This window comes from Acidobacteriota bacterium (assembly GCA_030697165.1).
In the GTDB taxonomy this organism is placed as follows: domain Bacteria; phylum Acidobacteriota; class Vicinamibacteria; order Vicinamibacterales; family UBA2999; genus 12-FULL-67-14b.
The window spans coordinates 1-26107 of record JAUYQQ010000011.1 but is presented as its reverse complement, the minus strand read 5'-3'; the positions used below and the strand labels follow the sequence as shown (position 1 = coordinate 26107).

22 protein-coding genes and 1 tRNA gene are annotated in these 26107 nt (G+C 66.6%); 19 read left to right on the top strand and 4 right to left on the bottom strand.

Features of this window, described 5'->3' with window-relative positions; all coding sequences use genetic code 11:
• Positions 1-53 precede the first annotated feature (53 nt).
• Positions 54-1517: a hypothetical protein gene (locus tag Q8T13_11500; GenBank protein MDP3718380.1), complete on the bottom strand. Its 1464-nt coding sequence runs from the start codon at positions 1515-1517 to the stop codon at positions 54-56.
• An 85-nt stretch (positions 1518-1602) separates the two neighbouring features.
• Here Q8T13_11500 and Q8T13_11495 point away from each other — a divergent pair, with 85 nt between their 5' ends.
• The 9 genes from Q8T13_11495 (at position 1603) to Q8T13_11455 (ending at position 9353) form a co-directional block, all read left to right on the top strand.
• On the top strand, positions 1603-2340 hold the full coding sequence (locus tag Q8T13_11495; protein ID MDP3718379.1) for a hypothetical protein: 738 nt from the start codon (positions 1603-1605) through the stop codon (positions 2338-2340).
• A gap of 281 nt (positions 2341-2621) precedes the next feature.
• The gene (locus tag Q8T13_11490) at positions 2622-2885 is read left to right on the top strand and encodes an AbrB/MazE/SpoVT family DNA-binding domain-containing protein (GenBank protein MDP3718378.1); all 264 of its coding nucleotides are present in this window, start codon (positions 2622-2624) and stop codon (positions 2883-2885) included.
• Positions 2872-3252 carry a PIN domain-containing protein gene (locus Q8T13_11485; GenBank protein MDP3718377.1) on the top strand — a complete coding sequence of 127 codons (381 nt, stop codon included), beginning with the start codon at positions 2872-2874 and terminating at the stop codon, positions 3250-3252. The genes Q8T13_11490 and Q8T13_11485 overlap by 14 nt, the downstream gene beginning before the upstream one ends.
• An 18-nt stretch (positions 3253-3270) precedes the next feature.
• Entirely contained in the window at positions 3271-4233 is a 963-nt protein-coding gene (locus Q8T13_11480; GenBank protein ID MDP3718376.1) for a lysylphosphatidylglycerol synthase transmembrane domain-containing protein, read from the top strand.
• Positions 4234-4286: 53 nt separating this feature from the next.
• Positions 4287-7466, top strand: coding sequence for a glycosyl hydrolase (locus Q8T13_11475; GenBank protein MDP3718375.1), 3180 nt, complete (start codon positions 4287-4289; stop codon positions 7464-7466).
• Positions 7467-7549: 83 nt separating this feature from the next.
• Positions 7550-7822 (top strand): acylphosphatase, encoded by a 273-nt coding sequence (locus Q8T13_11470; GenBank protein MDP3718374.1) that lies wholly within the window; start codon positions 7550-7552, stop codon positions 7820-7822.
• 12 nt (positions 7823-7834) lie between these two features.
• Positions 7835-8350, top strand: coding sequence for an adenine phosphoribosyltransferase (locus tag Q8T13_11465; GenBank protein MDP3718373.1), 516 nt, complete (start codon positions 7835-7837; stop codon positions 8348-8350).
• 24 nt (positions 8351-8374) lie between these two features.
• Positions 8375-8451: transfer RNA gene (locus Q8T13_11460), tRNA-Arg, on the top strand.
• 155 nt (positions 8452-8606) lie between these two features.
• Entirely contained in the window at positions 8607-9353 is a 747-nt protein-coding gene (locus Q8T13_11455; GenBank protein MDP3718372.1) for a tetratricopeptide repeat protein, read from the top strand.
• On the opposite strand, the gene Q8T13_11450 is transcribed toward Q8T13_11455, so the two are convergent.
• Positions 9350-10858, bottom strand: a complete 1509-nt coding sequence (locus tag Q8T13_11450; protein ID MDP3718371.1) for an ABC transporter substrate-binding protein — start codon at positions 10856-10858, stop codon at positions 9350-9352. The genes Q8T13_11455 and Q8T13_11450 overlap by 4 nt on opposite strands.
• A 102-nt stretch (positions 10859-10960) precedes the next feature.
• On the bottom strand, positions 10961-13606 hold the full coding sequence (mutS, locus tag Q8T13_11445) for a DNA mismatch repair protein MutS (GenBank protein MDP3718370.1): 2646 nt from the start codon (positions 13604-13606) through the stop codon (positions 10961-10963).
• Positions 13607-13801: 195 nt separating this feature from the next.
• Between mutS and tsaB the strand changes: the two genes are divergently transcribed.
• The 7 genes from tsaB (at position 13802) to Q8T13_11410 (ending at position 18547) form a co-directional block, all read left to right on the top strand.
• The gene (gene tsaB, locus Q8T13_11440) at positions 13802-14494 is read left to right on the top strand and encodes a tRNA (adenosine(37)-N6)-threonylcarbamoyltransferase complex dimerization subunit type 1 TsaB (GenBank protein ID MDP3718369.1); all 693 of its coding nucleotides are present in this window, start codon (positions 13802-13804) and stop codon (positions 14492-14494) included.
• Positions 14491-14940: a ribosomal protein S18-alanine N-acetyltransferase gene (gene rimI / locus Q8T13_11435; protein MDP3718368.1), complete on the top strand. Its 450-nt coding sequence runs from the start codon at positions 14491-14493 to the stop codon at positions 14938-14940. Before tsaB ends, rimI begins: the two co-directional genes overlap by 4 nt.
• 104 nt (positions 14941-15044) lie before the next feature.
• Positions 15045-15278, top strand: a complete 234-nt coding sequence (locus Q8T13_11430; protein ID MDP3718367.1) for a YdcH family protein — start codon at positions 15045-15047, stop codon at positions 15276-15278.
• Positions 15279-15346: 68 nt separating this feature from the next.
• A complete protein-coding gene (locus Q8T13_11425) occupies positions 15347-15976 on the top strand; it encodes a phosphatidylserine decarboxylase (GenBank protein ID MDP3718366.1) in 630 nt (209 codons plus the stop codon).
• Between the two features lies 1 nt (position 15977).
• Complete coding sequence (gene pssA, locus Q8T13_11420) at positions 15978-16817, top strand: CDP-diacylglycerol--serine O-phosphatidyltransferase (protein ID MDP3718365.1); 840 nt, start codon at positions 15978-15980, stop codon at positions 16815-16817.
• Between the two features lie 43 nt (positions 16818-16860).
• A complete protein-coding gene (locus Q8T13_11415; protein ID MDP3718364.1) occupies positions 16861-18345 on the top strand; it encodes a serine hydrolase in 1485 nt (494 codons plus the stop codon).
• A gap of 19 nt (positions 18346-18364) precedes the next feature.
• The gene (locus Q8T13_11410; protein MDP3718363.1) at positions 18365-18547 is read left to right on the top strand and encodes a hypothetical protein; all 183 of its coding nucleotides are present in this window, start codon (positions 18365-18367) and stop codon (positions 18545-18547) included.
• A 303-nt stretch (positions 18548-18850) separates the two neighbouring features.
• Here the strand turns inward: Q8T13_11410 and Q8T13_11405 are convergent, their stop codons facing one another.
• The gene (locus tag Q8T13_11405) at positions 18851-22792 is read right to left on the bottom strand and encodes a HAMP domain-containing sensor histidine kinase (protein MDP3718362.1); all 3942 of its coding nucleotides are present in this window, start codon (positions 22790-22792) and stop codon (positions 18851-18853) included.
• Between the two features lie 20 nt (positions 22793-22812).
• On the opposite strand from Q8T13_11405, the gene Q8T13_11400 reads away from it, so the two are divergent.
• The 3 genes from Q8T13_11400 to Q8T13_11390 all read left to right on the top strand — a co-directional run bounded on the left by Q8T13_11400 (position 22813) and on the right by Q8T13_11390 (position 25736).
• Positions 22813-23817, top strand: a complete 1005-nt coding sequence (locus Q8T13_11400) for a hypothetical protein (GenBank protein MDP3718361.1) — start codon at positions 22813-22815, stop codon at positions 23815-23817.
• A complete protein-coding gene (locus Q8T13_11395; GenBank protein MDP3718360.1) occupies positions 23814-25016 on the top strand; it encodes a PLP-dependent aminotransferase family protein in 1203 nt (400 codons plus the stop codon). Before Q8T13_11400 ends, Q8T13_11395 begins: the two co-directional genes overlap by 4 nt.
• A gap of 339 nt (positions 25017-25355) precedes the next feature.
• Positions 25356-25736: a GxxExxY protein gene (locus Q8T13_11390; GenBank protein ID MDP3718359.1), complete on the top strand. Its 381-nt coding sequence runs from the start codon at positions 25356-25358 to the stop codon at positions 25734-25736.
• Positions 25737-26107 lie beyond the last annotated feature (371 nt).

Sequence of the window (26107 nt, the reverse complement as noted above, 5' to 3'; positions counted from 1 at the left end):
AACGTTTTCCCATGTAACCGTGCCAGGCCCCCGGTCTCCCCGGTCTCCCGGTCTCAACGTTGTTGGCGCGGGTCTGTCGTCGCCCTGCGTTGCTGCCGGCGGGCGGCGAGCTCTTCCTGGTATTGCGCCTCGCTCAGGAACGCCACGTCCGTCCAGCCATGTCCCATCTCGTCCATGGTCCGGCTGCCCCAGCCGATCCAGGCGGTGGGGTCGGGGTTGTGCTTGTTGTTGGCGGTGTTGTCGTGCGTCGACACCGTGTGGAGGATGGTGCCCGCGGGAAACAGGTGCGGCGTCTTGTACTTGTAGGTGACCTGCCAGTTCTGTTCGTAGTGCGTCGCGCTGGTCAACATCTCGCGGCGGCCGTCGGGGTGAATCGCCTCGAGATACAACTTGGATCCGCGGAAGTGCATGTGCGGCTGAAAGCTGATGACCAGGGCGGCTTTCGGCAGCGGCCAGAAGCGTTCGTGCTGAACAACCGTATTCGGCGGGATGCTGAGCAGCGCCGCCGCATGCAGCGGGTTTTCTGCAATCAGCGCGCCCGTGGGCATCGACGGCTCGTCGATGGCGATCTTGTGGCCGGCGCGCAGCAGCAGGTCTTCAATGCGCTCGCGGTTGAGCACCCAGTCGTTGCCGACGCCGGTGCGGATGCGATGCGAGGTGACCACGCGCGACGGCACGACGCCCTTGGGATAGAACTTGATGCCGACGCGCATGCGGTCGAAGGTCTCTTCGCCGTACGGGTGGTAGTGCGCCTCGAACCGGAACTGGGCGCCCTTCTTCAGGATCTTGGCGGTGCCGTCCGGGAAGACGTCGGCGTCGTTGCCGGCGCCGTACTCGATCAAGTCGAGCGAGTTGCCGACGTTCGAGCCCATGCCGAGGTTCAGGCCGCTGGTGTCGACGCCTTCGGGATGGTCCACATAGACATGCGCGTGATGCACGGCGCGATGCGCGTCGGGGATGATCTGAACCCATTTCACGTAGCGGTCTTCCGTCAGGCCCGGATCCACGTGCTCTTCGGGAATGAAGTCCGGGCCATCCGCAGGGATCCTGAAGCCCTTCGCCATGCGGACGATCAGGTCGGGTTCACCGTAGGTCCACTCGGTGTTGGCCGAGAAGGTCCGCGCCGGCGGCGCGTCGGACGCGCGGCCCTCGGCGGCGCCGCCATCCACCCACGCCGCAATCAAGGCGACTTCCTGGTCACTGAGCGACGGGTCTTCGAGATACTCGCCGATGCTGCGGTCGATGTGCCACGGCGGCATCTCGCGGCTCGTCACCTTCTGCTTGATCGAGCGCGCCCACGGCCGGGCATCGCGGTAGGTGATGAGCGACATCGGCGCATGCGTGCCCGGCCGGTGGCACGTCTGGCACGAGCGCTGCAGAATGGGCAGCACGTCCCTGGTGAACGTGGGGGCCGGCGCGCCGGGTGCCTGCGCGTGGGTCGCGGACTGGGTGGACAACAGCAGGGTCGCGGCAAGCACGAACCCCGAGGCGCCGGCGAATTGTCGAACGGTGACCATCTGGCCTCCCTGTGCGGCATACTCTAGCACCGTAGGCGGGTGCCAGGAGGGCGGGACTTTAGTCCCGCCGGGAAGGAGAACGGCGATGCGAGTTGTAAGCGCGTTGGTGGCGGCGGTGGCCTTGGTGACGGCGGCCAATGCTCAGCAAAACCAGCCCATTTACCCGGCCTACGACGGCTTCCTCAAGAACCCCGACGGCAGCTACACGCTATCGTTTGCCTACTTCAGCCACAACGCCGACGTGGTAACCATCCCGCCAGGCCCCAACAACAGTTTCGGTCCGGCGCCGACCGACCGCATGCAACCGACCACCTTCAAACCTGGCCACTGGCGGTTTCAGTGCGTGATGGTGGTCGGCCCCGAGTTCGACGGCAAGATGAAGTGGACGCTCGGTTACGCCGGGACGACCACCGGCACCAGCGAGCGGATGCTGCAGTCGAACTGGAACCTGGTCGAAGGCGCCGCCGCGCTCTCGAAGCTCGACTACGCCAGCGCCCCGCGCGGCGTGTGCCTGAACCGGGCCCCCACCGTGCGCGTGCTCGGCGTCACCGCCCGCCCGAACAATCCGCCGGTGCTGGCGGTCGGACTCAACGAAGAACTCAACCTGTTCGGCAGCGCGCACGACGAGGGCTTGCCGAGAGGGAAGGGCCTGGTCGTCGAATGGAAGATGCTCACGGGGCCAGGCACGGTTACATTCACCATCCCCGGCGCCGCCCGCACCAAGGCGACATTCTCTGCACCGGGCCTGTACGAACTGGAACTCACCGCGACCGATTCGGAGTTCACGGAACGGACGCGGGTGAACGTGAGGGTCGGGCCGTAGTGCGTGCGCCCTCCTGGGGCTCGTCCTTCGGCTTCGCTCGGGACTTCGTTAGGCTCGCCCTTCGCTGCGCTCAGGGCTTCGTGGGGTTGGCCGCTGCGAGGGGATTCGCCCGGCCGCTGCTCCGAGAGAAATTCGGCAGGCCGCCAAGACCCTCCAGCCGCAGATTTGACGCCGACTCTCCGAACGGGCCGGCCCTTCAGTCAGCGGGGTTCAATCTGCGGCTGTTCCCGCTGTGCGGCACCCGCGCGCATCGATAGTGCATTACCGTGGTAATATGCAGTATGGCTCTCGCCCAATCCAAGCTGACAGCGCAAGGTCAAATCTCGGTGCCTGCCGAAGTCCGGAGACGACTGGGCCTCGCGCCAGGCTCGGTGATCGAGTGGGATGCGGACGGCGAGCAGATTGTCGTTCGGCGGAAGGGCCAATACTCGTCCGAGGACATCCACAAGGTGTTGTTTCCCGAAGGCCCGCCCAAGCGGCGTTCGGTGGCCGAGATGAAGCAGGGTATTGCCAAGCGGATGCGAACCCGCCATGCGCGCGGTTGATACCAACGTCCTCGTCCGCATGATCACCCGCGACGATCCGCGCCAGGCCGCGGCCGCGGATGCCTTCGTCGCCAACGGGGCGTGGGTCTCCGTGTTGGCGCTCGCCGAAGCCTCGTGGGTCTTGACCTCCGTGTATGACATGTCCCCGGCGGAACTCGGCACCTCGGTGCGGATGCTTCTCGACCACGAACGGCTGACGCTTCAGGACCCCGACGTGATCGAGTCGGCGCTCCAGACCTTTACGGCGAAGCCGGCGGTCGGCTTTTCCGATGCCTTGCTGCTCGAGCTGGCACGCAAGGCCGGACATGTGCCACTCGGCACCTGTGATCGCGATCTCGGCCGCCTGCGCGACGCCCAGAAGCTGTAGTCTTCACGTCTGGCCCTGATGCGTCCGAAGTTCTCCCTGCTCAACATCCTGGTCGCCCTCGTCGGCGTCGGCCTGCTCGTGTTCACCATCCGCCGGGTGGGGTGGGCCGAGGTGGTGTCGGGCATCACCAGCGTCGGCTGGTGGTTCATCCTGGTGCTGATCCTCGGCGCCACCCGCATGGCCTGCCGTGCCCGCGCGTGGCTGGTGTGCGCGAACGATTCTGAACTGCGCTTTCGCGATACGTTCAGCGCGATGATCGCGGCCGATGCGCTCGGCAACCTCACGCCGCTCGGACTGCTCGCCAGCGAGCCCACCAAGATCATCCTGACGCGGTCGCGCATTTCCACCGTCACCAGCGTCGCTTCGGTCACGATCGAGAACGCCTTCTACACGGCGTCGGTGGCCGTCGTGTTGCTGGCCGGCACGTGGTTCTTCTTCCAGCGCGCCGGCCTGCCACCGGCGCTGGAGCAGATCGCCGAAGTCATTGTCGGCACCATCGCCGTGGCCGCGGTCGTTGGCGTGTGGCTGGCGCGCTCACAGCCGGCCCTCTTGACACGGTTCGCGCCGCTGATTACCCGGCTGGCGGGACGAACGGCGGTTCCGGCCGAGGCGATTCGTGAAGTCGAGGCCCGCATCTACGGCGTCCTGAGCTGGCCGTTTGGCCGACTCGCGCACGTGGCCGCGTGGGAAGTGGCGTTTCACGTGGCCGCGGTCGCCGAGGTGTGGCTGGTGCTCCGCCTGTTGCCGACCGCCGGCACGGTGACGCTGGTCGACGCCTTCCTGCTCGAGAGCGCCGGGCGCTTCGTCACCATTGCCTTCAAGTTCATCCCGTATCGATTGGGGATCGATGAAGCCGGCTCGGGCGCCGTCGCGCAGGCCATCGGCATTGGCCCGGCCGCCGGCGTCACGCTGGCGCTGGTGCGGCGGCTGCGCATCCTGTGCCTGAACGCGGTCGGCCTGGTCGTGCTGGCGCGCAAGTAGGCGTACAATAGGCTCCTGTTTCACTCGACGCTGAAGCCCTGGGAGTCCCAACCATGAAACCGTTTCGTACCCCGCTGATCCTTGGATTCCTCGCCGCGGCTGGCCTCGCCGGAGCCCTGTCCGTGACGCCGTCACTGAACGCACAGTCGGCGAGCGTGCCCGACCCGTCGCTCTACAGCGGCATGCAGTGGCGCAGTATCGGCCCCGCGCGCGGCGGGCGCTCGATCGCCACCGCCGGCAGCGATGCCCGCCCGCTCGAATACTGGTTCGGCGCCACCGGCGGCGGTGCCTGGAAGACCACCGACGGCGGCACCAACTGGGCGCCGATGACCGACGGCAAGATCAACACCTCCTCCATTGGCTCCCTCGCGGTCTGCAATTCGAACCCCGATGTCGTCTACATCGGCGGCGGCGAAACCCAGTTCCGCGGCAACATCATCCAGGGCGACGGCGTCTACAAGACCTCGGATGGCGGCGTGAAGTGGGACCACCTCACCGACCTGCGCGACTCGCAGGCGATTGCGCGGCTGCGCGTGCACCCGACCAACTGTGACGTGGTCTACGCGGCGGTCCTCGGGCAGGTCTACAACGAGCATCCACAGCGCGGCATCTTCAAGTCCACCGACGGCGGCAAGACCTGGCGCCGCACGCTGTTCCGCGACGAGAAGACCGGCGGCGTGGATCTGTCGATCGATCCGAAGAACCCGAACGTGATTTTTGCCGGCATGTGGGAGGCCAACCGCACGCCCTGGAGCATGTCGAGCGGCGGTCCTGGCAGCGGCCTGTTCAAGTCCACCGACGCCGGCGACACCTGGACCGAGATCACCAAGAACCCCGGCCTGCCGACGGGCCTCTGGGGCAAGGTCGGTGTCTCGGTCTCGGGCGCTGACGGCAACCGGGTCTACACCATCATCGAGCACGAAGCGGCCGGCGGCCTCTACGTGTCGGACGATGCCGGCGCGACGTGGAAGATGATCAACGACAACCGCAACATCCGGCAGCGCGCGTTCTACTACACCCGCGTCAACGCCGACCCGGTCGACAAGGACACGGTCTACCTGTTGAACGTGCAATTCTTCAAGTCCACCGACGGCGGCAAGACGCTGTCGACGATCCGCGTGCCCCACGGCGACAACCACGACCTGTGGATCTCGTCCACCGACAACAAACGCATGGTTCAGTCCAACGACGGCGCGGCCAACGTCAGCTTCAACGGCGGCCAGACGTGGACCGGGCAGGATATTCCCACCGGGCAGTTCTACAACGTCTTCACGACCAGGCACGTGCCGTATCACGTGTGCGGCGCGCAACAGGACAACAGCACGGCGTGCGTCGGCAGCCAGGCCAGCCCGGGCGCGGGCGAGGGCAGCCTGCCGCCGATCTTCTACGCGGTGGGCGGCGGCGAAAGCGGTTACATCGCCCCCGACCCGAACGACCTGTCGGTGTTCTACGCCGGCAGCTACGGCGGCTACCTGAGCCGGCTCGATCGCGAACTGGGCCAACAGCGCGCCATCCACATTTATCCCGACAACCCGATGGGCTGGTCGTCGATCGACATCAAGGAGCGGTTTCAGTGGACGTTCCCGATCGTCTTCTCGCCGGTCGATCCCAAGGTCCTCTACGCCTCGTCGCAGCACCTTTACCGCACCACCACGGGCGGCCAGAACTGGGAGAAGATCAGCCCCAATCTCGCGCGCTCCGACCCCAAGACCATGCAGGCGTCGGGCGGCCCGATCACCAAGGACCAGACCGGCGTCGAAACCTACGCCGTCATCTTCACCGTGGCGCCGTCGCGCCAGGACGCCAACACCATTTGGACCGGGTCGGATGATGGCTGGGTGCATGTGACGCAGGACGGCGGCAAGAACTGGGAGCGCATTACGCCGCCTGATCTTCCGGAGTTCACGCGCATCAGCCTGATCGACGCCTCGCCGCACCAGAACGGCGTCGCCTACCTCGCGGGCAATCGCTACCAGATGGGCGACCGCAAGCCGTACGTCTACAAGACCGCGGACTTCGGCAAGAGCTGGCAGAAAATCACGACCGGCATTCCCGACACCGACTTCGCGCGCGTCATCCGCGAAGATCCGAAGCGCAAGGGCCTGCTGTATTTGGGCACCGAGCACGGCGTCTACATCTCGTTCAACGACGGCGGGTCATGGCAGTCGCTGAAGCTCAATCTGCCGGTCACGCCCATCCACGGCATCGTCGTCGAAGATCGCGACCTGGTGATCGGGACGCATGGCCGCGGCTTCTACATCCTCGACAACATCGGCGTGTTACGGCAGGCCACCCCCGAGCTGACCAGCAGCGCGCTGCACCTGTTCGAACCGATCCACCCCATGCGCGGGCGCGATCGCAATGTCTCGTTCGACTACTTCCTCAACCAGGAGGCGACCGAGGTGAAGATCGAGTTCCTCGACGCCCAGGGCGCGGTGTTGCGCAGCTTCTCGGGCACGCCGAAGGCGGCCGAGGCGCCGGCTCCAGACAACCCGTTTGGCGGCGGCGCCCCCCCGCGCGTTGCCACCGCCAAGGGGATCAACCGCTTCTCGTGGGACATGCGCTACGAAGGCTCGACGGTGTTTCCCGGCATGATCATGTGGGCGGCGCAACCGCAGCGCGGCCCGGCGGCGCCCACCGGACGTTACACCGTGCGCATTACCGCCAATGGCGAGACCAAGTCGCGCGACTTCAACATCACGCTGGATCCGCGGCTGGTGGCGGCCGGCATCAGCGAAGCCGACCTGGCCGAACAGTTCACCCTGTCGCGGCGCGTCCGCGACAAGGTCAGCGAAGCCAACCAGGCGGTGATCGACATCCGCAACATCCGCGACCAGGTCAACCAGCGCCTGCAGAAGGTGACCGGCCGCCGCAAGGTGGAGATCCAGAAGCTGGCCGACGGCCTGTTGCAGCCGCTCGCGCAGGTGGAGGAGGAGGCGTACCAGGTGCGCAACCGCAGCGGCCAGGATCCGCTGAACTACCCGATCAAGCTGAACAACAAGATCGCGGCGCTGGCCGGCGTGATCGAGAGCGCCGACAACAAGCCCACCGACCAGAGCGTTGAGGTGTTCAACGAGCTGTCGGCACAGCTCGATGCGCAGCTGAAGAAGATGCAGCAGACGCTGGCCGTTGAGTTGCCGCGCCTGAACGCGGCGCTGCGGCGCGAGAAGGTCGAAGCGGTCGACCCGAAGGCCAAGCCGGCGCCACCGACGATGCCGATCACCAAGCCCTAGGTGAGAACAGGAGGTTTAGAGGTCAGGAGTCACTCTTGATCTCCTGATCTCCTGTGATCACTGCGCTGGGCTAGAATGGGGGGATGCGCGTCGCCCGGAAGTTCCTGCTGAGTGGACACGTCCAGGGCGTCGGGTTCCGGTACTTCACCCAGGATGCGGCGCGGCGCGAGGGGTTGAGCGGCCACGTGACCAATCACCCCGACGGCACCGTGGAAGCGGTGGCGGAAGGCGAGGCCGAGGCGCTGGACCGATTCGAGCGGGTGTTGCGCCGCGGTCCCAGCCGATCACGCGTCGAACGCGTGCTGGTGGACGGCGTCGAGCCAACCGGGCTCCACGTAGGGTTTGAGATTAGATAGCGATAGGGACTCATGGATCACCTGAAGGCGAAGATTCGACACGTGCCCGACTTTCCGAAGCCGGGCATCCTGTTCTACGACATCACCACGCTGCTGTGCGACCCGCAGGGCTTTCGCGACACCATCGATGCGCTCGCCGCTCCGTACATGGGTGAAGACATCGACCAGGTGGTCGGCATCGAGAGCCGCGGCTTCATCCTCGGCGCGGCCGTCGCCGTCACCCTGGGTTGCGGCTTCGTGCCCATTCGCAAGCCCGGGAAGCTCCCGGCCGCGACGCACCAGGAAAGCTACAGCCTGGAGTACGGCACCGACGCCCTCGAGATCCACCAGGATGCGTGCGGCCACCCGCAGCGCATCCTGATCGTGGACGACGTGCTGGCCACCGGCGGCACCGCGCGCGCGGCGCTCGACCTCGTCAAGAAGACGGGCGCCAAGATCATTGGCGCGGCGTTCCTGATCGAGCTGGACTTTTTGAAGGGTCGAGACAAATTGGCGGGGGAGCCGGTTTATTCTGTATTGCATTACTAGTCCGGCTGAAGCCGGACTCTACAGGCGCCTGTAGCTCAGTTGGATAGAGCACTGGTTTCCTAAACCGGGGGTCACAGGTTCAATTCCTGTCAGGCGCACCAACCTCCGCTCAGGTTCAGGCGGAGGTTGTCCACCATAGCTGGCGAGCCTTTCGAGCCAGCGACGGTGGACCAGCGGGTCCGAACCCGAGCTACGGTTGGCAAGCCAACTTCGATGGCAGGCCACGCGAAGGTGGACCGATAATTGGAAAGAGTTTATGAAAACAACCGAACGGCATCACCTGAAAGACAACGAACTGGCCCTGGCGCTCGGCAGCGCGCAGGCCTGGGTCGAGAAGAACCAGCGGACCCTCCTGGGCATCGTGGTCCTCCTCATCGTCATCGGCGTCGGCATTGCCGGCTACACCGCGTGGAGCCGCAGCACCGACAACAAGGCCCGCACGCTGCTGGCCGAGGCCATGGTGATCGAAGAGGCGCGCGTGATGCCGCCGGGCCCACCGGCCGGTACGAGCACCGACCCGACGCTGATGCCCGGGCAGGCGCCCGGCACCTATCCGACGCAGCAGGCCAAGCTCGAAGCCGCGCTGCCCAAGTTCCTGGCCGCCGCCGACGCCTACCCGTCAACCGACTCGGGACTGACGGCGCGCTATCACGCGGCTGCGAACCTGGTGGCGCTCGGCCGCTTTGCCGAAGCCATCACGCAGTACGACCAGGTGATTGCCGGCGGCAGCGGTCTCGTCCAGCGCATGTCGCGCCTCGGCAAGGCCGAAGCACAGCTGCGCGCCGGGCAGTTCGACCCCGCCATTGCCACGCTCAAGGAAACCTCAGAGCAGGCCAACACCAACCTGCCGGTCGATGCCGTGCTGATGGAATTGGCCCGCGCGTACCAGCTGGCGGGGAAGACCGCAGAGGCGCGCAACACGCTGACGCAGGTGGTCGAGAAGCACGCCGATTCGCCGCTGGCGGCTGACGCCAAGACCGAACTCGACAGGCTGAAGAGCTAGCGCTTCGTCACTTTCCGCAAGAACGTGAAGTCCGCCGAGGGCGTCAGCTTGACGCCCTCGATTCCTGTACGGGACACCGCGACGTTGGTCTTGTTCCAGAGGCTGATGTACGGCGCATCTTCTGCCACCAGGCGCTGGGCCGCCCCGAACAACCGCCGCCGCTCATCATCTGTCGTCGCGGCCGCGGCTTCGTCGATCAGGCGATCCACGTCAGCATTCTCGTAGTACCCGCGATTGAACCCCGATGGCGGCATCTGCTTCGAGTGGAACACGCGCCGCAACATATCGGGATCGGAGACGCCCACCCACTGCAGCGTGAACATCTGAAAGTTGCCCTTGAGCACGTCGGCATAGAGCGTCGCGAACTCGTACGACCGGACGTCGAGGTCGATGCCGGCCTGCTTCAGGTCCTGCTGGATCACCGCGGCCTGCAGCCGGATGAACTCGTTGGTCGAGACCTTGAGCGTCAACCGCAGGCGCGGCGCCGGGCCGTCGCCGTCGGGGTCAGGATAGCCGGCCTCGTCCAGCAGCACCTTCGCCTTCGCGACATCGTGCGTGAACTGGAACACGTTCGGCTCGAACGCCCACGACACCGGCGGCAGGATGCCGATGGCCGGGGTCGCCAGTCCGCGGCGCAAGTGATCGACGATGGCCTGGCGATCGATCGCATAGCCAATGGCGTGTCGAACCCGGCGATCGCTCAAGACGGGATCGCGCATGTTGAAGCCGACGTAGGCGTAATCGGTGCCGGGGGACTCAGCCACCGACATGCCCGGGTCGGTCGCCAGCTGGTGGACCACATCCGGCGACAGGTCGTTCACCACCAGGTCCACCGTGCCCTTGCGCAGTTCGAGCGCCCGCATGATCTCGTCGGGCACGACCTTCAGCACCACGCCGTCGTTGGCCGGCGCGCCGCGGAAGTACTGCGGGAAGGCGGCGAGCTCCAGGTTGTCGTCAACGGCAAAGCTGACGAACTGGTACGGCCCAGTGCCGACCGGGCGGTCCCGCAGTCCCGGGCCCGCGTCCTTCGGCACAACCGGCATTACTAGTTGGATGGGAAACGACCCAAACGGCTCCTTCAACGAGAAACGGGCCGTGTAGCGATCGAGCGCCGTCACCTTGTCGAGCACCCGATAGGCGCCCCTGCGGGGCGAGATGAACGCGGGATCGATGAACGAGCTGAAGGTGTAGACCACGTCCTCGGCCGTTAGTTCGTGGCCGTCGTGAAACAGCACGCCCTGCCGCAGGACCACGTCGTAGGTAAGGGGATCGACCTGCTGCCAGCTCGACGCCAGGCCGCCCGTGACCTTGAGCTGCTCATCGAGTGCGAGCAGATTGTCGTACAGCAGCTGGTGAGCGCGCTGCGAGGTTTCGTCAGAGCCCACGCGCGGATCGAGGCTGTTCGGCGAGCTGAGCACGGCGAGCGTGACGATGCGGTTGGCCGGCGGCGCCGGCGTGCAGGCTGACAGCAGCGCGGCGAGTGTGATGCTGCCAATGCTCCACATGGCAACACGGAAACACCGAACCACGAGACTTCGGCCTCTCATGACCGAGAGAGCTTCGTGGTTCCGTGCTTCCGTGCTTCCGTGCAAGGCATTCATCACCGGCTAGTCGTCGAGGGACTTCTTCAGGTCTTGCAGAATTTGGAGCGCATCGATCGGCGTCGTGCGATTGATGTCGACCTCGCGGAGCCGTTCGCGCAGCTTCTCGTCGGCCGGCGAGGTTGCCTGGAACAGCCCGAGTTGCTGCTGGGGCACGACCGGCACGCCGCTCAGCGACGGCTTGCCGCCGCGCGCCAGTTCGTCGTGTTCGAGCGAGGCCAGGATGTCGCGGGCACGCGCAATCACCGTGGCCGGCAGGCCGGCCAGTCGCGCGACCTGGATGCCGTAACTGCGATCCGAGCGTCCCGGCAGGATCTTGTGCAGGAAGATGATGTCGTCTTTCCACTCGCGCGCCGTGACGTGCGCGTTCACGACCCCAGGCATGGCGTCGGCCAGGTCGGTGAGCTCGTGGTAGTGGGTTGCAAACAGGGTCTTGGGCCGCGCGCGCTCGTTGGTCGCCATGAACTCGGCCACCGCCCAGGCGATGCTGAGGCCGTCGAAAGTCGCGGTGCCGCGGCCAATCTCGTCGAGCACCACGAGGCTCTTCGACGTGGCGCCGCTCAGGATGTGCGACGTCTCCTGCATTTCCACCATGAACGTGGACTGGCCCCGGGCAATGTTGTCTGAGGCGCCGACCCGGGCGTACAGGCGGTCGATTAACGCCAGCTTGGCCTCGCGCGCCGGAACGAATGAACCGGTCTGCGCCATCAGGCAGAGCAGGGCGACCTGCCGCAGGTAGGTGGACTTGCCGCCCATGTTCGGGCCGGTCAGGATCACGAGTTGATGCGTCGTGCCGTTCAACGTGATGTCGTTCGGCACAAAGGCGCCGGCGGCCAGCCGTTCGACCACCGGATGCCGCACGTCAACTGCCACCATCTCGTCGCCATCGTGGACGTGGGGCTTGGTGTAGTTGCAGACGGTGGCCGTTTCGGCCAGCGCCGACAGCACGTCGAGGCCGGCCACCGCGCGGGCGGTGTCGAGCACGCGCGGCGCTTCGGCTGCCACGCGCTGCCGCAGCGTCTCGAAGATCTCCAGCTCGCGCGTCACGATCCGCTCGTCGGCGCCGAGGATCTTCTCTTCGTACTCTTTCAGCGCCGGCGTGATGTAACGTTCGCCGCCGGCAATGGTCTGCTTGCGGATGTAGTCGGCCGGTACCGAACCCAGGTTCGACTTGGTGATTTCAATGTAGTACCCGAACACACGGTTGAAGCGGACCTTGAGCGAACTGATGCCGGTGCGGGTGCGCTCGCCCTCTTCCATTTCGGCAATCACCTGCTTGCCGGAACGGCTGATGGTGCGTAACTCGTCGACGACCGGGTCGAACCCGTCGCGCACGAAGCCGCCTTCGCGAGCGAGCGCCGGCGGTTCGTCCATGATCGCGGCCTCGACCCACTGGCGCACATCGCTCAAGTCGTCGAGCTCGCCGACGAGGCTCCGCACGAGCGGCGCACGGCATTCCGTCAGCATCAACGCGAGACGGGGGACCGCCGCCAGGGAGCGGCCGAGCGCGACCAGGTCGCGCGGGCTGGCGGTTGACAGCGCGATCCGCGAGACCAGCCGCTCCATGTCGAGAATGGATTTGAGCGTTTCGCGCAGCTTGCCGCGCTCGGTGGTTCTGACGGCCAGCTCCTCGACCGCGTCGAGCCGGTCGCGGATCGGTTCGAGCGCCGTGAGCGGCCGCAGCAGCCAGCCGCGCAACAGCCGGCCGCCCATCGGCGTGACGGTGCGATCGATCTCGTCCAGCAGCGAGCCGGCGCGGCCGCCTTCCATGGATTCGACCACTTCCAGATGCTTCAAGGTGGTCGGATCGATCAACAGTCCGTCAACCGCCTGGCGCAACCGCACGGAACGCACGTGGGCCAGGTCGGCCTTCTGGGTGTCGCGCAGATAACGGACCAGCGCGCCGCCGGCACACACCGCCGCCTGCCGGCGTTCGAGGCCGAAGCCCTCGAGACCACCGACGCGCAGTTGCTCGATCAGCGTCTGCCGCGCCGATTCCAGCTCGAAATGCCAGCCGTCGATCTCGGTGACCGGCACCGCCTGCTGGTCAATCTCTGGCAGCAACGCCCGCGCATCGGCGCCCGAGGAGACGACGATCTCGCGAGGCCGCAGCACCGCGACTTCGGCGCGTAACGAGGCGAGGCCATCCGGACCGGAGTACTCGGCGACGTCGAACTCGCCGGTCGACAGGTCAACCAGCGCCACGCCGTACTCCGCCGGATGCCCGGCAGCAGTCTTTATGGCGACGATCGACATCAGGAAGGCGGGCTCGCGCGCCTCGAGGTAGGCCGAATCAGTGAGCGTGCCAGGTGAGACCACGCGCACGACATCGCGCTTGACCACGCCCTTGGCCTTCTTCGGGTCCTCAATCTGCTCGCAGATCGCGACGCTGTAGCCCTTCTTCACCAGCCGCGCGATGTAACCGTCGGCGGCATGGTACGGCAGGCCGCACATGGGCACGGGCGTGCCAGCGGAGTCTTTCGACCGCGACGTCAGCGTCAAGTCGAGCGCCCGCGAGGCGACCAGGGCGTCCTCGTAGAACATCTCGTAGAAATCGCCCATGCGGAAGAACACCAGGGCATGCCGGTACTGGCGCTTGGCATCGAAGTACTGCCGCATGGCCGGCGTCAGCTGCGCACCGGTAGGCGGCACCGCGGATACGTGAGATGGTGGTTGGGACACGGTCGCGGTTCGAAAAAGGCGTGTGGTCGAGTATACGATGGCAGCAGCCTCAATGGAGCGTCTCAACTTGGTTTGATCGGCCGGTCAACTTGCTCAGCCAGCACTTTGAGGCCGTGGCTTCGCAACGGCCCTTCTGGGCGACCGAGCTACACTCCATGGGACCCGATGTTCATTCTCGCCCTGGATACCAGCACGCGCGGCGGCAGCGTGGCTGTGACCCGCGACGCGGAGCTTCTGGCGCTCGTGCCGGGCGATGCCACCCGTTCGCACAGCGAGCGCCTGCCCGGCGAGATCGAGGCCGCGCTGGATCAGGCCGGCCTGCAGCGCGGCGACATCGGCCTGCTGGCGGTCGCCACCGGCCCCGGCGCCTTTACCGGCCTGCGCATTGGCCTCGCCGTGATGCAGGGCCTGGCCATGACGCTCAACCGGGCCGTCATCGGCATTTCAGCCCTGGACGCACTGGCCGCGGAGGTGGAGGGCGCGGACCTGGTGGCGCCGTGGATGGATGCGCAACGCGGCGAGGTCTTCGCCATGCTGCTCGACCCCACCACCGGGCGCACGCTCGAGTCACCGCTCGCCGGTGACCCCGCGGCCGTGCTGCTGGCATGGCGGGTGCACCTCGAGGGCCGCGCCGCGGTCTTCATTGGCGACGCCACCTCGCGCGATGCCGCGCTGATTGCCGCGGCCGGGGCGGGGCAGTGGACCACGCGCACGCCACCGCCACTGGCGCCGGCACTGGCGCGCCTGGCCGGCATGCGCGCCGCGCGCGGCGAGGCGGGATTGCCACACCAGCTCACGCCCATCTACGTGCGCCGTCCGGATGTCGAAATCGAGCGCGAGCGGCGGGAGCAACCATGATCGTCGAGCGGCTGGCGACCGCCGCCGACCTGGACGAGGTGCTCGCCATCGAGGACGCCTCGTTCAACAACCCGACCACGCGCGACTGGTACGAGGAAGAGTTGAAGCGCCCCGAGGTGTGCCACATCTACCTGTTGCGCACGGAGGCGTGTCCGGTGGCCGCGTTCTGCGCCTTTTGGCGGGTGGCCGATCAAATTCACATCAACAACCTGGCGGTCAGGCCCGATAGCCGCGGCCAGGGGCTGGCCACGCGGTTGCTGACCGCGGTCATGGCTGAGGCGGCAGGGATGGGTGTCGAACGCGCCACCCTGGAGGTCCGCCGGTCGAATACCCCGGCGCTGCGGCTGTATGCCAAGGCCGGCTTTGTCGAGGTTGGGGTGCGGCGAGACTATTACACCAAGCCGGTAGAGGATGCCCTGGTGCTGGTTGGCCACGTCGCGAGATAAAGAAAGACACCTGGTGCCCTTTTAATCGTATTTCCGTGGTGGTAGAGTCCAGTTCATAGGGGCGGCAGCGTTCCCGCACCGACCCCGGAAGGGAGGCGGAGAAGATGGCTGAGGACTTGAAACATCGGCTCCTCGAGACCAACCCGGAATATCGCGAGTTGGCCTTCACGCACCACACACTCGACGATCGCCTGCACGAACTCGAAAGCAAGGTCTACCTGTCGGACCAAGAGCAAGTCGAAGAGATCAGTCTCAAAAAACGCAAACTTCATCTTAAAGACCGCATGGAAGCCATCCTGCGGCAACACGGCACGACCGCGCACCCGCTGTCGGTCTAAGACCCTCGACGCCGGGCGGCGTTCCGATAGTTTCGGGAAAACCCGCCCGGCGTCTTATTATCAAGAGGATGTTTATCGATCGGGCCGGCCTGCCCTTCATTGGCGCGGCCTTGCTGGTGGCGCTCCTCGCAGGCCTGTGGTTCGGGCGTTCGTGGTCAGTGCCCTTTCTCATCCTTGCCGCCTTTTTCGTCTTTTTCTTCCGCGACCCCAACCGTAACGTCCCCACGGCCGATAACCTGGTGGTCTCGCCGGCCGATGCCCGGATCATGGCGGCAGGCGAGCGCGTCTGGCCCGGGGCGCCGCAGGGCGAGTGGCAGGTGGTCAGCATGTTCCTGTCGCCGCTCGACGTGCACGTCAACCGGACCCCGGTGGCCGGGATCGTGACGCGCGTGGAATACCATCCCGGCCAGTTCCTGCCGGCCTTTCGCAAGGAAGCCGGGCAGTTGAACGAATGGACCGAGGTCTGGTTCGATCGTCCGGGCGGTCCAATCGTCGCGCGGCAAATTGTCGGGGTGCTGGCGCGGCGCATTGTCTGCCGCTTGCAGGTGGGCGACCGCGTCGCGGCCGGTCAACGCTACGGCGTCATGAAGTTCGGTTCACGCATGGATTTGTTTCTGCCGCTTTCGGCGACGATTCGCGTGAAAGTGGGCGAGAAGGTCGTCGCCGGTGAGACAACGATCGCAACGCTGGAGTCGTAAAGTGGAATCGCGGCACGGATCCCCCCTGAAGCTGCACGCCTTCAATCGCGGCGGCCACGATCGACGCGCGTTGCGCCGCGGCGTGTCGCTGCTGCCCAGCCTGTTCACCCTCGCCAACCTGTTCTGCGGCTGGGCGTGCGTCGTGCACGCCATGCGCGGAGAGTTTGCGACCGCCGCGCCGTTCATCGGCGTGGCCGTGGTCCTCGACATGCTCGACGGCCGCATTGCCCGCATGACCGGCACCACCAGCGACTTCGGCGTTCAGCTCGACTCGCTCGCTGACTTGATCTCGTTCGGCATGGCGCCGGCGGTGTTGGCGTTTCAGTGGGGCCTGGTGCCCCTCGGCCGCCTGGGCTGGGCCGTGGGCTTCGTCTACCTGACCGCGGCGGCGCTGCGACTCGCACGGTTCAACATCCAGACCAACACCGACAAGCGCTACTTCATTGGCTTGCCGAGCCCGGCCGCGGCCGGCCTGGTGGCGGCCACCATCTTCTATTTCCCAGAGGGCCTGGCGGCCAAGCCATGGGCGTGGCTGGGCATGGTGATGCTGACGGTGCCGGCGCTGCTGATGATCAGCACCATCAAATTCCAGAGCTTCAAGACCTTTGACTTGGGCATGCCCGGCGGCTACCGCCTGCTCCTGGTGTTTGCGGCCTTCATCGGTCTGCTGATCACCTATCCGCACCAAGTGCTGATCGTCATCGCGTACTCGTACTTCGCTTCGGGCTTCGTCGGGACGTTGATGAGCAAACTCAAGGGCCGAAGTGCCGAGCCGGCGCAACCCGAAGCGCCGCAGAGCCACGCGGCCCGCGTCACAGGCGAAAATCGGAGCCATCCCTAGTACGCCCTCGTGGCCGATTGGCTTCGGGGTATAGTCCTGCGGCATGACCAGGTCAGCACTCGCCGCCAGTGTTCTCGTCTTCGGACTCGTCGCCGTCGGGCTCGGGGCTCAGGACCGGGAGGCCGCCAGGCGGGCGGTGCTCGCCCGCGGCAAATCTCTCGAATTGCCCACCACATACGTGCCGCCACCTGGCGAGAGGGTCGCGCACGACGCATCGGGCTACGCAAAGATCATGTGCACTGCGGTCTTTGTCACCGGGCTCGACCCGGCCTTTGCCGCGGAGAACGTCGGCTACTTCACGGCGCCCTATGAAGTGCGCGCCACGCTCGGAACACCGAAGATCGATCGCCAGGCGCAGACCGTCGAGGTGACGATGCCGAACGGGACGGTTCGGGTGGCGAAGCACGTCGCCAGCCAGGGGTGCGTGACACTGCCGATTGGGAAGACCGACGTCTTCTTCACGCCATCCATCGTCACCCCGAAGGGGTCCGACCCGAAGACTACGCCGTGGCCCATGGGCGACCTGGTGCCGGCCGGTCCGGCGCCCGTGGGCGTGGACATGGCCAAAGTGCAAGAGGCAGTCGCGGCTGCATTCGACCCGGCGGCCATGACCGGTGCCTTCGTCGTCACCTACCAGGGTCGGATCATCGCCGAGCGTTATGGCGAGAACATCACGCCGACGACCGCGCTCGAGAGCTGGTCGATGGGCAAAAGCCTGAGCGGCACCCTGATGGGGATCCTCATCAAGCAGGGCGTCTACACGCTCGACCAGCCGGCGCCGATTCCCGAGTGGCAAGCGGCCGGCGATCCGCGGCAGAAGATCCGCATCCGCGACATCCTGAATATGTCGAGCGGCCTGCGCATCCTCGCGCCACAGGACCCGGACTACGACGCAAGCGGCCCGTACCCTGATCACCTCTACTACTACACTGGCTCGATTGATTCGTTCAAGTACGCCGCGACGCGGCCGCAGCAGTGGCCGCCCGCAACCGTGGGCCGCTACCGCAATACCGACCCGGTCTTGACCAACTATCTGGTGCGAATGGCGGTTGAACAGCGCGGCGAGGATTATCACTCGTGGCCACAGCGCGCACTCTTCGACAAACTGGGGATTCGGACCTTCGTCCTCGACACGGATCCGTACGGCAACTTCCTCACGCACGGGTACGAGTCCGCGTCAGGACGCGACTGGGCGCGGATCGCAAACCTCTACCTGCAGGATGGCGTCTGGAATGGCGAGCGGATCCTCCCCGAAGGGTATGCGAGGTTCGTCGGCACGCTTGCGCCGGCGTGGGTCGCGGACAATCGCCCGCAGTACGGTGGGCTGTTCTGGGTGAACGGTGACGGTGCCTGGCCCGCGCCCAGGGACATGTATTTCATGTCCGGCGTGGGCGGCCAGCAGGTGCTGATCATTCCATCGCACCAATTGGCGATCGTGCGGCTGGGCCACTACAAAGGCGGACCAGCCGCCGGCCCGGCCACGCGCCGCGCCGTTGGGCTGCTGGTCGAGGCTGTCCCTAAGGGCTAACAGGAGTAGAATCGGCCTGATGGCACACCGCATAACGCGCGAGCGGATGATCGAGGCGATTCGTGAACTGCCCGAGGATGCCTCAGTTGATGACGCGATCGAACGCCTCGTGTTTCTTGCGAAAATCGAGGAGGGACTGGGGCAACTCGACCGGGGCGAAGGTATTCCCCACGAAGAGGTCAAGCGCCGTCTTGGCCTGTGACCGATATCATCTGGTCTCCGCGGTCGGTCGCCGACCTCGAAGAGATTCGCACCTTCATTGAGGCCGACTCGCCAGCCTGGGCGGATCTGACTGTCCGTCGTCTAGTCACCGCCGTTGAGCGCCTTCGACAGTTTCCAGATTCTGGACGTATCGTGCCCGAACGACAGTCGCCAGATCTTCGCGAAGTCGTCTCTGGCAGCTTCCGCATCGTCTATCGGCGTGGCCCGAGTGCCGTGGAAATCGCCACGGTATTTCGAGGCTCACGCGAGTTCTCGACATTAGGCTTGTAGCACGCCACGTCCGTCAGGCGAGCGGCAGCGTGAGCGTGACGCTGGTGCCGCGGCCGCGTTCTGAGTCCACGCGGATCGTCCCGCCGTTCGCCTCGGTGTTGCGCTTGGCAATCGTCAGGCCGAGGCCCGTCCCGATTGCCTTCGTCGAGAAATACGGTTCGAAGATCCGCGCCAGCGCGTCGGCGTCCATCCCGATGCCGGTGTCGGTGATGCGCAGCTGCGCCATCCGGTCTGGCGCGAGGGCGGCGGCAATCGTCAGTTCGCCGCCACCGGGCATGGCGTGCAGCGCGTTCTCGATCACGTTGGTCAGGGCGCGGCCCACCAGCATGCGGTCCACGCGCAGCGGCGGCAGTTGCGCCGGCACGTGCGTCTCAATGGTCACGCGTCCCGCCAGGCCTGAGCGGTACGGATCGATAATCTCGGCCACCAACTCAGAGAGGTTGGTCGCCACCGGGTTCGGCTCTGGCGCCGACGCAAAGCTCGAGAACTCGGACGAGAGCTGCCGCAGCAACCGGACCTGGCCCAGGATGTTGCCGACGCAGTCGTCGATCACGCTGCCCAGGGGCTTGCCCTGGTCCAGGTGGACTCGTCGCAGGTGCTCGGCATTCAACTGGATTGGCGTCAGCGGGTTCTTGATGTCGTGCGCCACCTGCCGCGCCATGTCGGCCCACGCCGCCAGCCGGTTGGTCCGTTCCAGTTCCTGCCGCTGGCGCTGCAGATCGGCGGCCATCTGGTTGAACGCTTCCACCAGCCGCCGCAGTTCGTCAGCCGATGTCGCCAGCACCCGCGCGTCGAGATCGCCCCTGGCGATGCGCCGCGTCGCGCGCATCAGCCGGTTGACCGGATCGGCAATGCGTTCCGCCATGTAGTAACCGATGCCGGCGCCCAGCATGATGAACAACACCGCGGCGAGCAACACGCGGCGATCGAGCTCCTCGATCTGCGCCTGCGTTTCCTGCTGCCGCGAGGTAAGGGGCACCGTCAGGACCGCCTGCCGTCCGCCCGGAATCCTGACCGGCGTGGCGGCCGTCAGGTACTCGAGGCCGCCGGCCATCTCGCGGCCGACGAACGACGGCTGGCCATCGAGCAGGATGGCGCGAAACACTTCATCCGGCGTGCGCGTCGGCAGCAGGCCCGAGGCAAACAGGTCGCGCTCGCTCGACGCCAGCAGTTCGGCGCCTTCGAAGATGTTGACGTCCTGCGCGATCACGCGGCTCAGCCACACGATGATGTTGTCGTCGACGGCCGACTGGCCGATCTGCACGCCGACGTCCTCGACCACGCGGCTGGCGACGTTGGCCAGCCGGGTGGCCTCGCTCTCAATGTCGGCGAACATCAGCTGCGCCATGTAGGCGCGCGACACGAGGGCCAGCGCCAACACGGGGATCACGGCCGACAGCACAAACGCCAGGAACAGCTTCTGGTAGAAACTGGCGCGCACCTCGGCCAGCAGGGCCCGGCCGGTCGCCGGCGCCCGCGACAGCAGAAAGTTCGCCAGCGCCGCACCGAGCAGCACCAGCACGAACACGGCGAACGCCAGCGCGACCAGTTCGGCGATGGTGACGACGTGGCCAAAGGCGGTGGGGTCGGCGGTGCCCAGCACGTAGATGGCCGCGCGATCGCTCATCACGTACACCTCGAGCGGCGCGGAGCCGCGCGTGATGGTGGTCCAGAACGGCTCCCTGGACTCGTAGGCCCGTCGAAACACATCCTCGGTCAGCGGCGGCGGCGCCTCCACCGAGCTGTACATCACGCGCCGGCTCCAGCCGTAGACGTACATCTCGACCTCGGCCCGCGGCCGCGGTTCCGGGGCCGGCTGGCCCGATCGCATCAGCGCGGCGTAGGGGTTTTGCGCGGTGATGAACGACAGGTTCGAGTAGTCCAACATCGAGTGGACCACCACCGAGCCGGCCACCACGCGACGGCCCGTGCCGTCGGCGGCACAGATCGCCCGGCCGGCATGCAGCAGCCGGCGCTCCTCGGAGAAAAACGGCGAGACCTCCTCGAGCATCTCCCATTCACACGAGGTCTCGTTCCACGGCTGGCCCTGCGCGTTATCTGGCAGGTTCAGCGCGAACCGGCTCACCATGGCGCCGTCGCGGTTGTGCAACTCCACGCTCGACGTCAGCCGCTGGCTGGCGAGGCTGGTCTGCGACCACACGTGGAACGCCGCACCGGTGGGGGGCGGCCCCACTGGCGGCGCGTCGCTCACTTCGACGAACGCATCCAGCGCCTCGATGCGATCGATCTCAGCCAGCGCCTGCGACAGCTTAAGTCGCAGATCGGAGCGTTGGTTGAGCACCTCCGGCGCGTAGCGCTCGGCCACGAGCTGACGGCGCGCGCGTTCGGCGGCGTCGACGAGGGACGGATACAGCACCACTGAGGGCAGCACCAGCGCCAGCAGCGCGACCAACAGACGGCGCGCGCGAGACCCTCGCGGCAGCGCCGGCGCCAACTGGTGGAGGGTCAGCGCCGCCGCGGCGGTGAACAGGATCGCCAGCAGCGTCGGCGCGAGCGGGGCATAGGTGTCGGTCAGCCCGGGCCACGCCAGGATCGCGGCGGGCACCAGCCACGCCACGCCTCCGCGCCACCGCCATGCCCGGGGCGAGGTCGCAAACACCCACGGCGACGAGGCGGCCCGCAGGACCAGCACGGCGGTACCAATGACCGCGGCGTTCAAGGCAAGCAGGCCGACGACCACCAGCAGACGGGCCCAGTCGCGCGGCTCGATGGCGAAGCGCAGGATATCGACCGTCACCTGCGAGACGTGCGTCCGCAAGAACGCCGCATAGGACACCACCAGCGCGGTCACCGCGGCGCCGGCCATCACCTGCACCGCGAGAAAGAACCACGCGAGCACCGGCCGATCGACGACAACCACGCCAATGCCGGGCCGATGGGCCACGCGCCACAAGGCGAAGGTCGACGTCGCCAGCGCCATCAGGCCCAACGCCGCCAGTCCCGTGAGCAAAAAGTCCACTGGCGACGCCAGCAGCACGCCGGAGGTCGTCGACCATAGCGAGGCCGGCACCAGCGCCGGCTCGGCCAGCCCGACGCGCCGTGTGGCGATCCACAGCAGCGCGCGCGCCCCGATGATTAGCAAGGCCACGGCCAGCGTCAGGGCGGCCGCGAGCCGCAGCGACCGCGTCGAGCGCCGCCAGTCGAGCAGGGCCCCGCTGAACAGCAGCAACAGCACAGCCGCCAGCGCGATCTCGGCCGCATTCCGGCGATCGCGAATGCGCTGCCGTGACGCCACCAGATCCGCGTCCGACAGTTGCACCGCCGCCAGGGGTTCGCCGGCCGGGGTGCGGATGATGAACGCATCGGGTCCGGCATCGGCCGCGCCCTCGACCTGGAGGCGCAGCGACACGGGCACAATGCTCGTCTCGAGCAAGAAGTCCTGGCCGGCCATGGGTGCGCGACCCTCGGGCGACAGGGGTGCCCCGGCGACGATGGCGCCGAGGTGGCGCGCCGGGTCGGCGGGGTCCACGACCGGCTGGACGTGGACCAGCTGCAGGCCTTGCGTGCTCTGCGCGAGAAACTGCGACGCCGAGCCGGTGAGGCGGGCGTCAGGGATATCTTCAGAGCGGCCGACCCACCCCAGCGGCTGGTTGCGCGCGCCATAGATCGTGATCGCGACCCCGTCTCCCGAGACCTTCACGCCGGCGGCGGCCTGGTCGAACACTCGGCGGGTCGCGACGGCGTCGCCTTGCTGCGCGATCCCCATCGTTTCGGCGTCAAGCGTGACGGCGCTGACTGCGGCGTCGAGCCGGCGGCCGAGCGCGGCGAACTGGCCCGACACCTCGGCCTGCAGGCGCGCCCGCGAGGTGGCCAGGTCGGGCCCGAGCTGGGTGCGCTCGACCACCTCGGCCGCCACCCAGATCGCCAAAGCCGCCACGGCCCCGCCCAGGGCCAGCTTTTGGGCGCTCCGGGCAATGAAGGAAGGGAAGGCCATCGGCACGGCCATTGTAGAATGTGGATCTGTCCAGCACAGCCGGTTCGTTGAAGTTCGCCCTGAAGCGCGGTGCCCTCGTGACCGCCGCCAACTGGCAAGTGGTCCTCGTCCAGTTCCTGGCCGACACCTTGTTCAAGACCCTGCTCGCCGTGCCCATCGTCGGCGGCCTCGTGCTGGTGGCGCTGGTCGTCGGCGGGAATCCGTTCGAGCTCCTCCGCCTTGAACCGAGCCGGATCATTTCGACCATGGTTGGCGTGCTGCTGGCGCAGCCGTTTGCGCTGGCCGCGTTCCTGGCGGCGCTCGGCCTGGTGTTGTGCGGCGGTTCGGTGCTGATGTTCGCGGTCAAGGCCGGCAGCGTGACCGTGCTGCTGGCCGGAGACCGGGTGGCGGGCCCCATCGAGCAGCCGCCGTTGCGCCTGTCGTCGTTGAAGCAGGCGAGTCAATCCAACGTGGAACGCTTTACGACCGGCGTGCGCTCGCTGTTTTCGCGCTACCTGCGGCTGGGGATCGGGCTGACGGTGGCCTATGCGCTGCTGGCGGGGAGCTACATGGTGCTGGTGTTCGGCCCGCCGGCTACGGCGACCCTCGCCGGCCCGCTGGCCGTGACGCTGGCCTCGCTCGGGCTTATTCTCGCCGTCACGCTGGTGAACTTCGTCTACCTGCTGCTGCAGATCGTGATCGCCGCCGAGGATTGCGACGTCCTGGAGGCCGTGCCGCACGTGGCGCGGTTGCTGCGCCGGCGGCTGAAGGCGATGGGCCAGGTTCTGGCTTCGATTCTCGCGCTGATGCTGATGGCGACTGGCGTCTCGATTCTGGCGACCGCGGCGCTCGGCCTGATTGCCTTCGTCCCGTTCGTCGGCCTGGCGGCGCTGCCGCTGCAGGTCTTCGCGTGGCTGGTGCGCGGGCTCGTCTTCCAGTTCGTCGGCCTGACCGGCGTGGCCACCTATGTGCGCCTGCATCGCACGCTGCAAGGGTCGACGGTGCCGGTCCGGTCCGACGGCCTTCAGCAGGTGACGCGCGCATGAGCCATCTATCCCACGCGGCCCAACAGTTCCAGGAATCGGCGATTCGCCGCACCGGCATTCTCGGCGCCGCGGTGCCCGGGTTGATCTCGCTGGCGGCGGGGTACCCTGCGCCCGAGGTCTTTCCCTGGGACGATCTGCAATCGATCACCGCCGACCTGCTGGCGAAACGCGACGGCAACACGCTGCAGTACGGAGCGACCCGCGGCTACCGGCCGCTGATTGAGCAATTACTCGCCAAGACGCTGCACGACCGCGGCATCGGCGGCACGTTCGAAGACGTGGTGATCACCACGGGTTCGCAGCAGGGTCTGGATCTGGTGGGCCGCGTGCTGATCGATCCGGGCGATATCATCCTCGTCGAGCTGCCGACCTACAGCGGCGCGATCGCGGCGTTCCACAACCTGCAAGGCGAGTTTGCGGGCGTGCCGCAGGATGCGGAGGGCATGAACCTCGCCGCGCTCGACGCTGCCATCGCCGCGATCACGGCGAAAGGACAGCGCGCGAAGTTCATCTACGTGACGCCGAACTTCCAGAACCCGGCCGGCCTGTTGATGAGCCGCGCCCGGCGGCTGGCGCTGCTCGAGGCGGCGCGCCGGCACGACCTGGTGATTCTCGAGGACGATCCGTACGGCTCGATCTACTTCGAGGACGTGGCAACGGCCGCCGATACGCGGCCGATCAAGGCCGACGACACCGACGGCCGGGTCGTCTACCTGGGGAGCTTCTCGAAGGTCCTCGTGCCCGGGCTGCGCGTGGCGTGGGTGGTGGCGCCGCGCGAGATCGCGCAGAAGGTGGAACTGGCGAAGCAGGCCGCCGATATTTGCAGCAGCGTGTTCGACCAGCGCATCGTGCACGGCGCCATGGACCGCGGCGTGGTCGATCGCATCGCTACCGGTCTTCGCGCGCACTACCAGGCCAAGCGCACCGTGATGGAGCAGGCGCTGCAATCATCACTCGCGGGCCGCGTGACGTGGACCTCGCCGCGTGGCGGCTTCTTCCTGTGGATTGAATTGCCGGCCGGCGTGAACGACGGCGAACTGTTCGAACGCGCCCTGAAGCAGAAGGTGAGTTTCGTGCTCGGCAGTTCGTTCTTCGTGGACGGCCAGGGCCACGGATTTGCGCGGCTGGCGTTCTCGGGCGTCAGCCACGAACAGATCACTGAGGGCATTACTCGGCTGGCAGCAGCCATCGGCCACTGATTGAAGACGGCCACAGATTAGACACCGATTAGTCACAGATTCACGGCAAGACTGACAGACCCGCGGCGGCCCTCCGGGCCGCGCTGCGAACGACGAACCCGGGATCAAGAGAACCCGATTCGACCGCTGCGGTTCTCTTGAGTCCCGGGTTCGTTGTTCGCAGCGTGCGCCGGGCGGAGCCCGGCGTCGCGGGTCTGGGGTTGCAGGAATTACAGCGCTTCACAACTCCCGGTGCCTCAAGTTCTGCCACCCTCACATCAATAGGTCGTCCGCTCTGCATCTCTTGGCGAGCAATTGCCACTAACCGGCGCGTGGAACGGATCGTGAACATCCCGGGGCATGTCGATCCATCAATTGCATGACCCGAGGACATACCAAATCATCGGCGCAGCCATGGAGGTCCACAGGATTCTCCATCGCGGCCTGCTCGAGCAGATCTACTGCGAGGCGCTCGCAGTGGAGTTTGAACTACTCGCCATTCCATTTGCGCAGCAGGTGCCCTGCCAGGTCGTCTACAAGAAACGCCGGCTGACGGGATATCACCGCATCGACTTCGTGTGCTTCGACGAACTGGTGGTCGAGGTGAAAGCGTCGACGCTCACGGGTCCGGTGGAGCAGGCTCAGGTGTTGAACTACCTCGCACTCAGCGGGCACCGGCTGGGTCTGCTGCTGAACTTCGGCCGGCCGTCGCTCGAGTACAAGCGCTTCGTTTTGGATTAAAGGGCTTGGGGCTTGGGGCTTAGGAATTAGGGAGTGGGAGGGGAGGCCGGATTCCCCCTTCCCTTCACTTGTCATTCCCCCGTCCGTCATCCTCGGGCTTGTCCCGAGGACCCATTGTTCAATGGCTACACTCCTGAAGGCGACGCACGTCACAGATACATCGCGCCCACCCCAACCGGCTGCGCGACGGTGGAATGGGTCCTCGGGACAAGCCCGAGGATGACGGGAAGGAGGTGTGGCGAAAAGTTGGGCGGAGTTTGTAGTGAGCCCCAAGCCCCAAGCCCCAATCCCCAAGCCCCAAACCCCAAGCCCCAAGCCCACCCCTACCGCGGTGCCCCCATTGCCAGAAACCGCAGCAGCGTCCGCCGGTG

Excerpts from the sequence above, each read along its gene's own strand:
- Q8T13_11395 (MDP3718360.1), top strand. The coding sequence starts at position 23,814 with ATGAGCCATCTATCCCACGCGGCCCAACAGTTCCAGGAATCGGCGATT.
- Q8T13_11495 (MDP3718379.1), top strand. The coding sequence starts at position 1,603 with ATGCGAGTTGTAAGCGCGTTGGTGGCGGCGGTGGCCTTGGTGACGGCG.
- tsaB (MDP3718369.1), top strand. The coding sequence starts at position 13,802 with ATGTTCATTCTCGCCCTGGATACCAGCACGCGCGGCGGCAGCGTGGCT.
- Q8T13_11475 (MDP3718375.1), top strand. The coding sequence starts at position 4,287 with ATGAAACCGTTTCGTACCCCGCTGATCCTTGGATTCCTCGCCGCGGCT.
- Q8T13_11425 (MDP3718366.1), top strand. The coding sequence starts at position 15,347 with ATGTTTATCGATCGGGCCGGCCTGCCCTTCATTGGCGCGGCCTTGCTG.
- Q8T13_11450 (MDP3718371.1), bottom strand. The coding sequence starts at position 10,858 with ATGTGGAGCATTGGCAGCATCACACTCGCCGCGCTGCTGTCAGCCTGC.
- Q8T13_11410 (MDP3718363.1), top strand. The coding sequence starts at position 18,365 with ATGGCACACCGCATAACGCGCGAGCGGATGATCGAGGCGATTCGTGAA.
- Q8T13_11455 (MDP3718372.1), top strand. The coding sequence starts at position 8,607 with ATGAAAACAACCGAACGGCATCACCTGAAAGACAACGAACTGGCCCTG.
- Q8T13_11500 (MDP3718380.1), bottom strand. The coding sequence starts at position 1,517 with ATGGTCACCGTTCGACAATTCGCCGGCGCCTCGGGGTTCGTGCTTGCC.
- Q8T13_11470 (MDP3718374.1), top strand. The coding sequence starts at position 7,550 with ATGCGCGTCGCCCGGAAGTTCCTGCTGAGTGGACACGTCCAGGGCGTC.
- rimI (MDP3718368.1), top strand. The coding sequence starts at position 14,491 with ATGATCGTCGAGCGGCTGGCGACCGCCGCCGACCTGGACGAGGTGCTC.
- Q8T13_11490 (MDP3718378.1), top strand. The coding sequence starts at position 2,622 with ATGGCTCTCGCCCAATCCAAGCTGACAGCGCAAGGTCAAATCTCGGTG.
- Q8T13_11415 (MDP3718364.1), top strand. The coding sequence starts at position 16,861 with ATGACCAGGTCAGCACTCGCCGCCAGTGTTCTCGTCTTCGGACTCGTC.
- Q8T13_11480 (MDP3718376.1), top strand. The coding sequence starts at position 3,271 with ATGCGTCCGAAGTTCTCCCTGCTCAACATCCTGGTCGCCCTCGTCGGC.
- Q8T13_11390 (MDP3718359.1), top strand. The coding sequence starts at position 25,356 with ATGTCGATCCATCAATTGCATGACCCGAGGACATACCAAATCATCGGC.
- Q8T13_11465 (MDP3718373.1), top strand. The coding sequence starts at position 7,835 with ATGGATCACCTGAAGGCGAAGATTCGACACGTGCCCGACTTTCCGAAG.
- Q8T13_11430 (MDP3718367.1), top strand. The coding sequence starts at position 15,045 with ATGGCTGAGGACTTGAAACATCGGCTCCTCGAGACCAACCCGGAATAT.
- Q8T13_11405 (MDP3718362.1), bottom strand. The coding sequence starts at position 22,792 with ATGGCCTTCCCTTCCTTCATTGCCCGGAGCGCCCAAAAGCTGGCCCTG.
- Q8T13_11485 (MDP3718377.1), top strand. The coding sequence starts at position 2,872 with ATGCGCGCGGTTGATACCAACGTCCTCGTCCGCATGATCACCCGCGAC.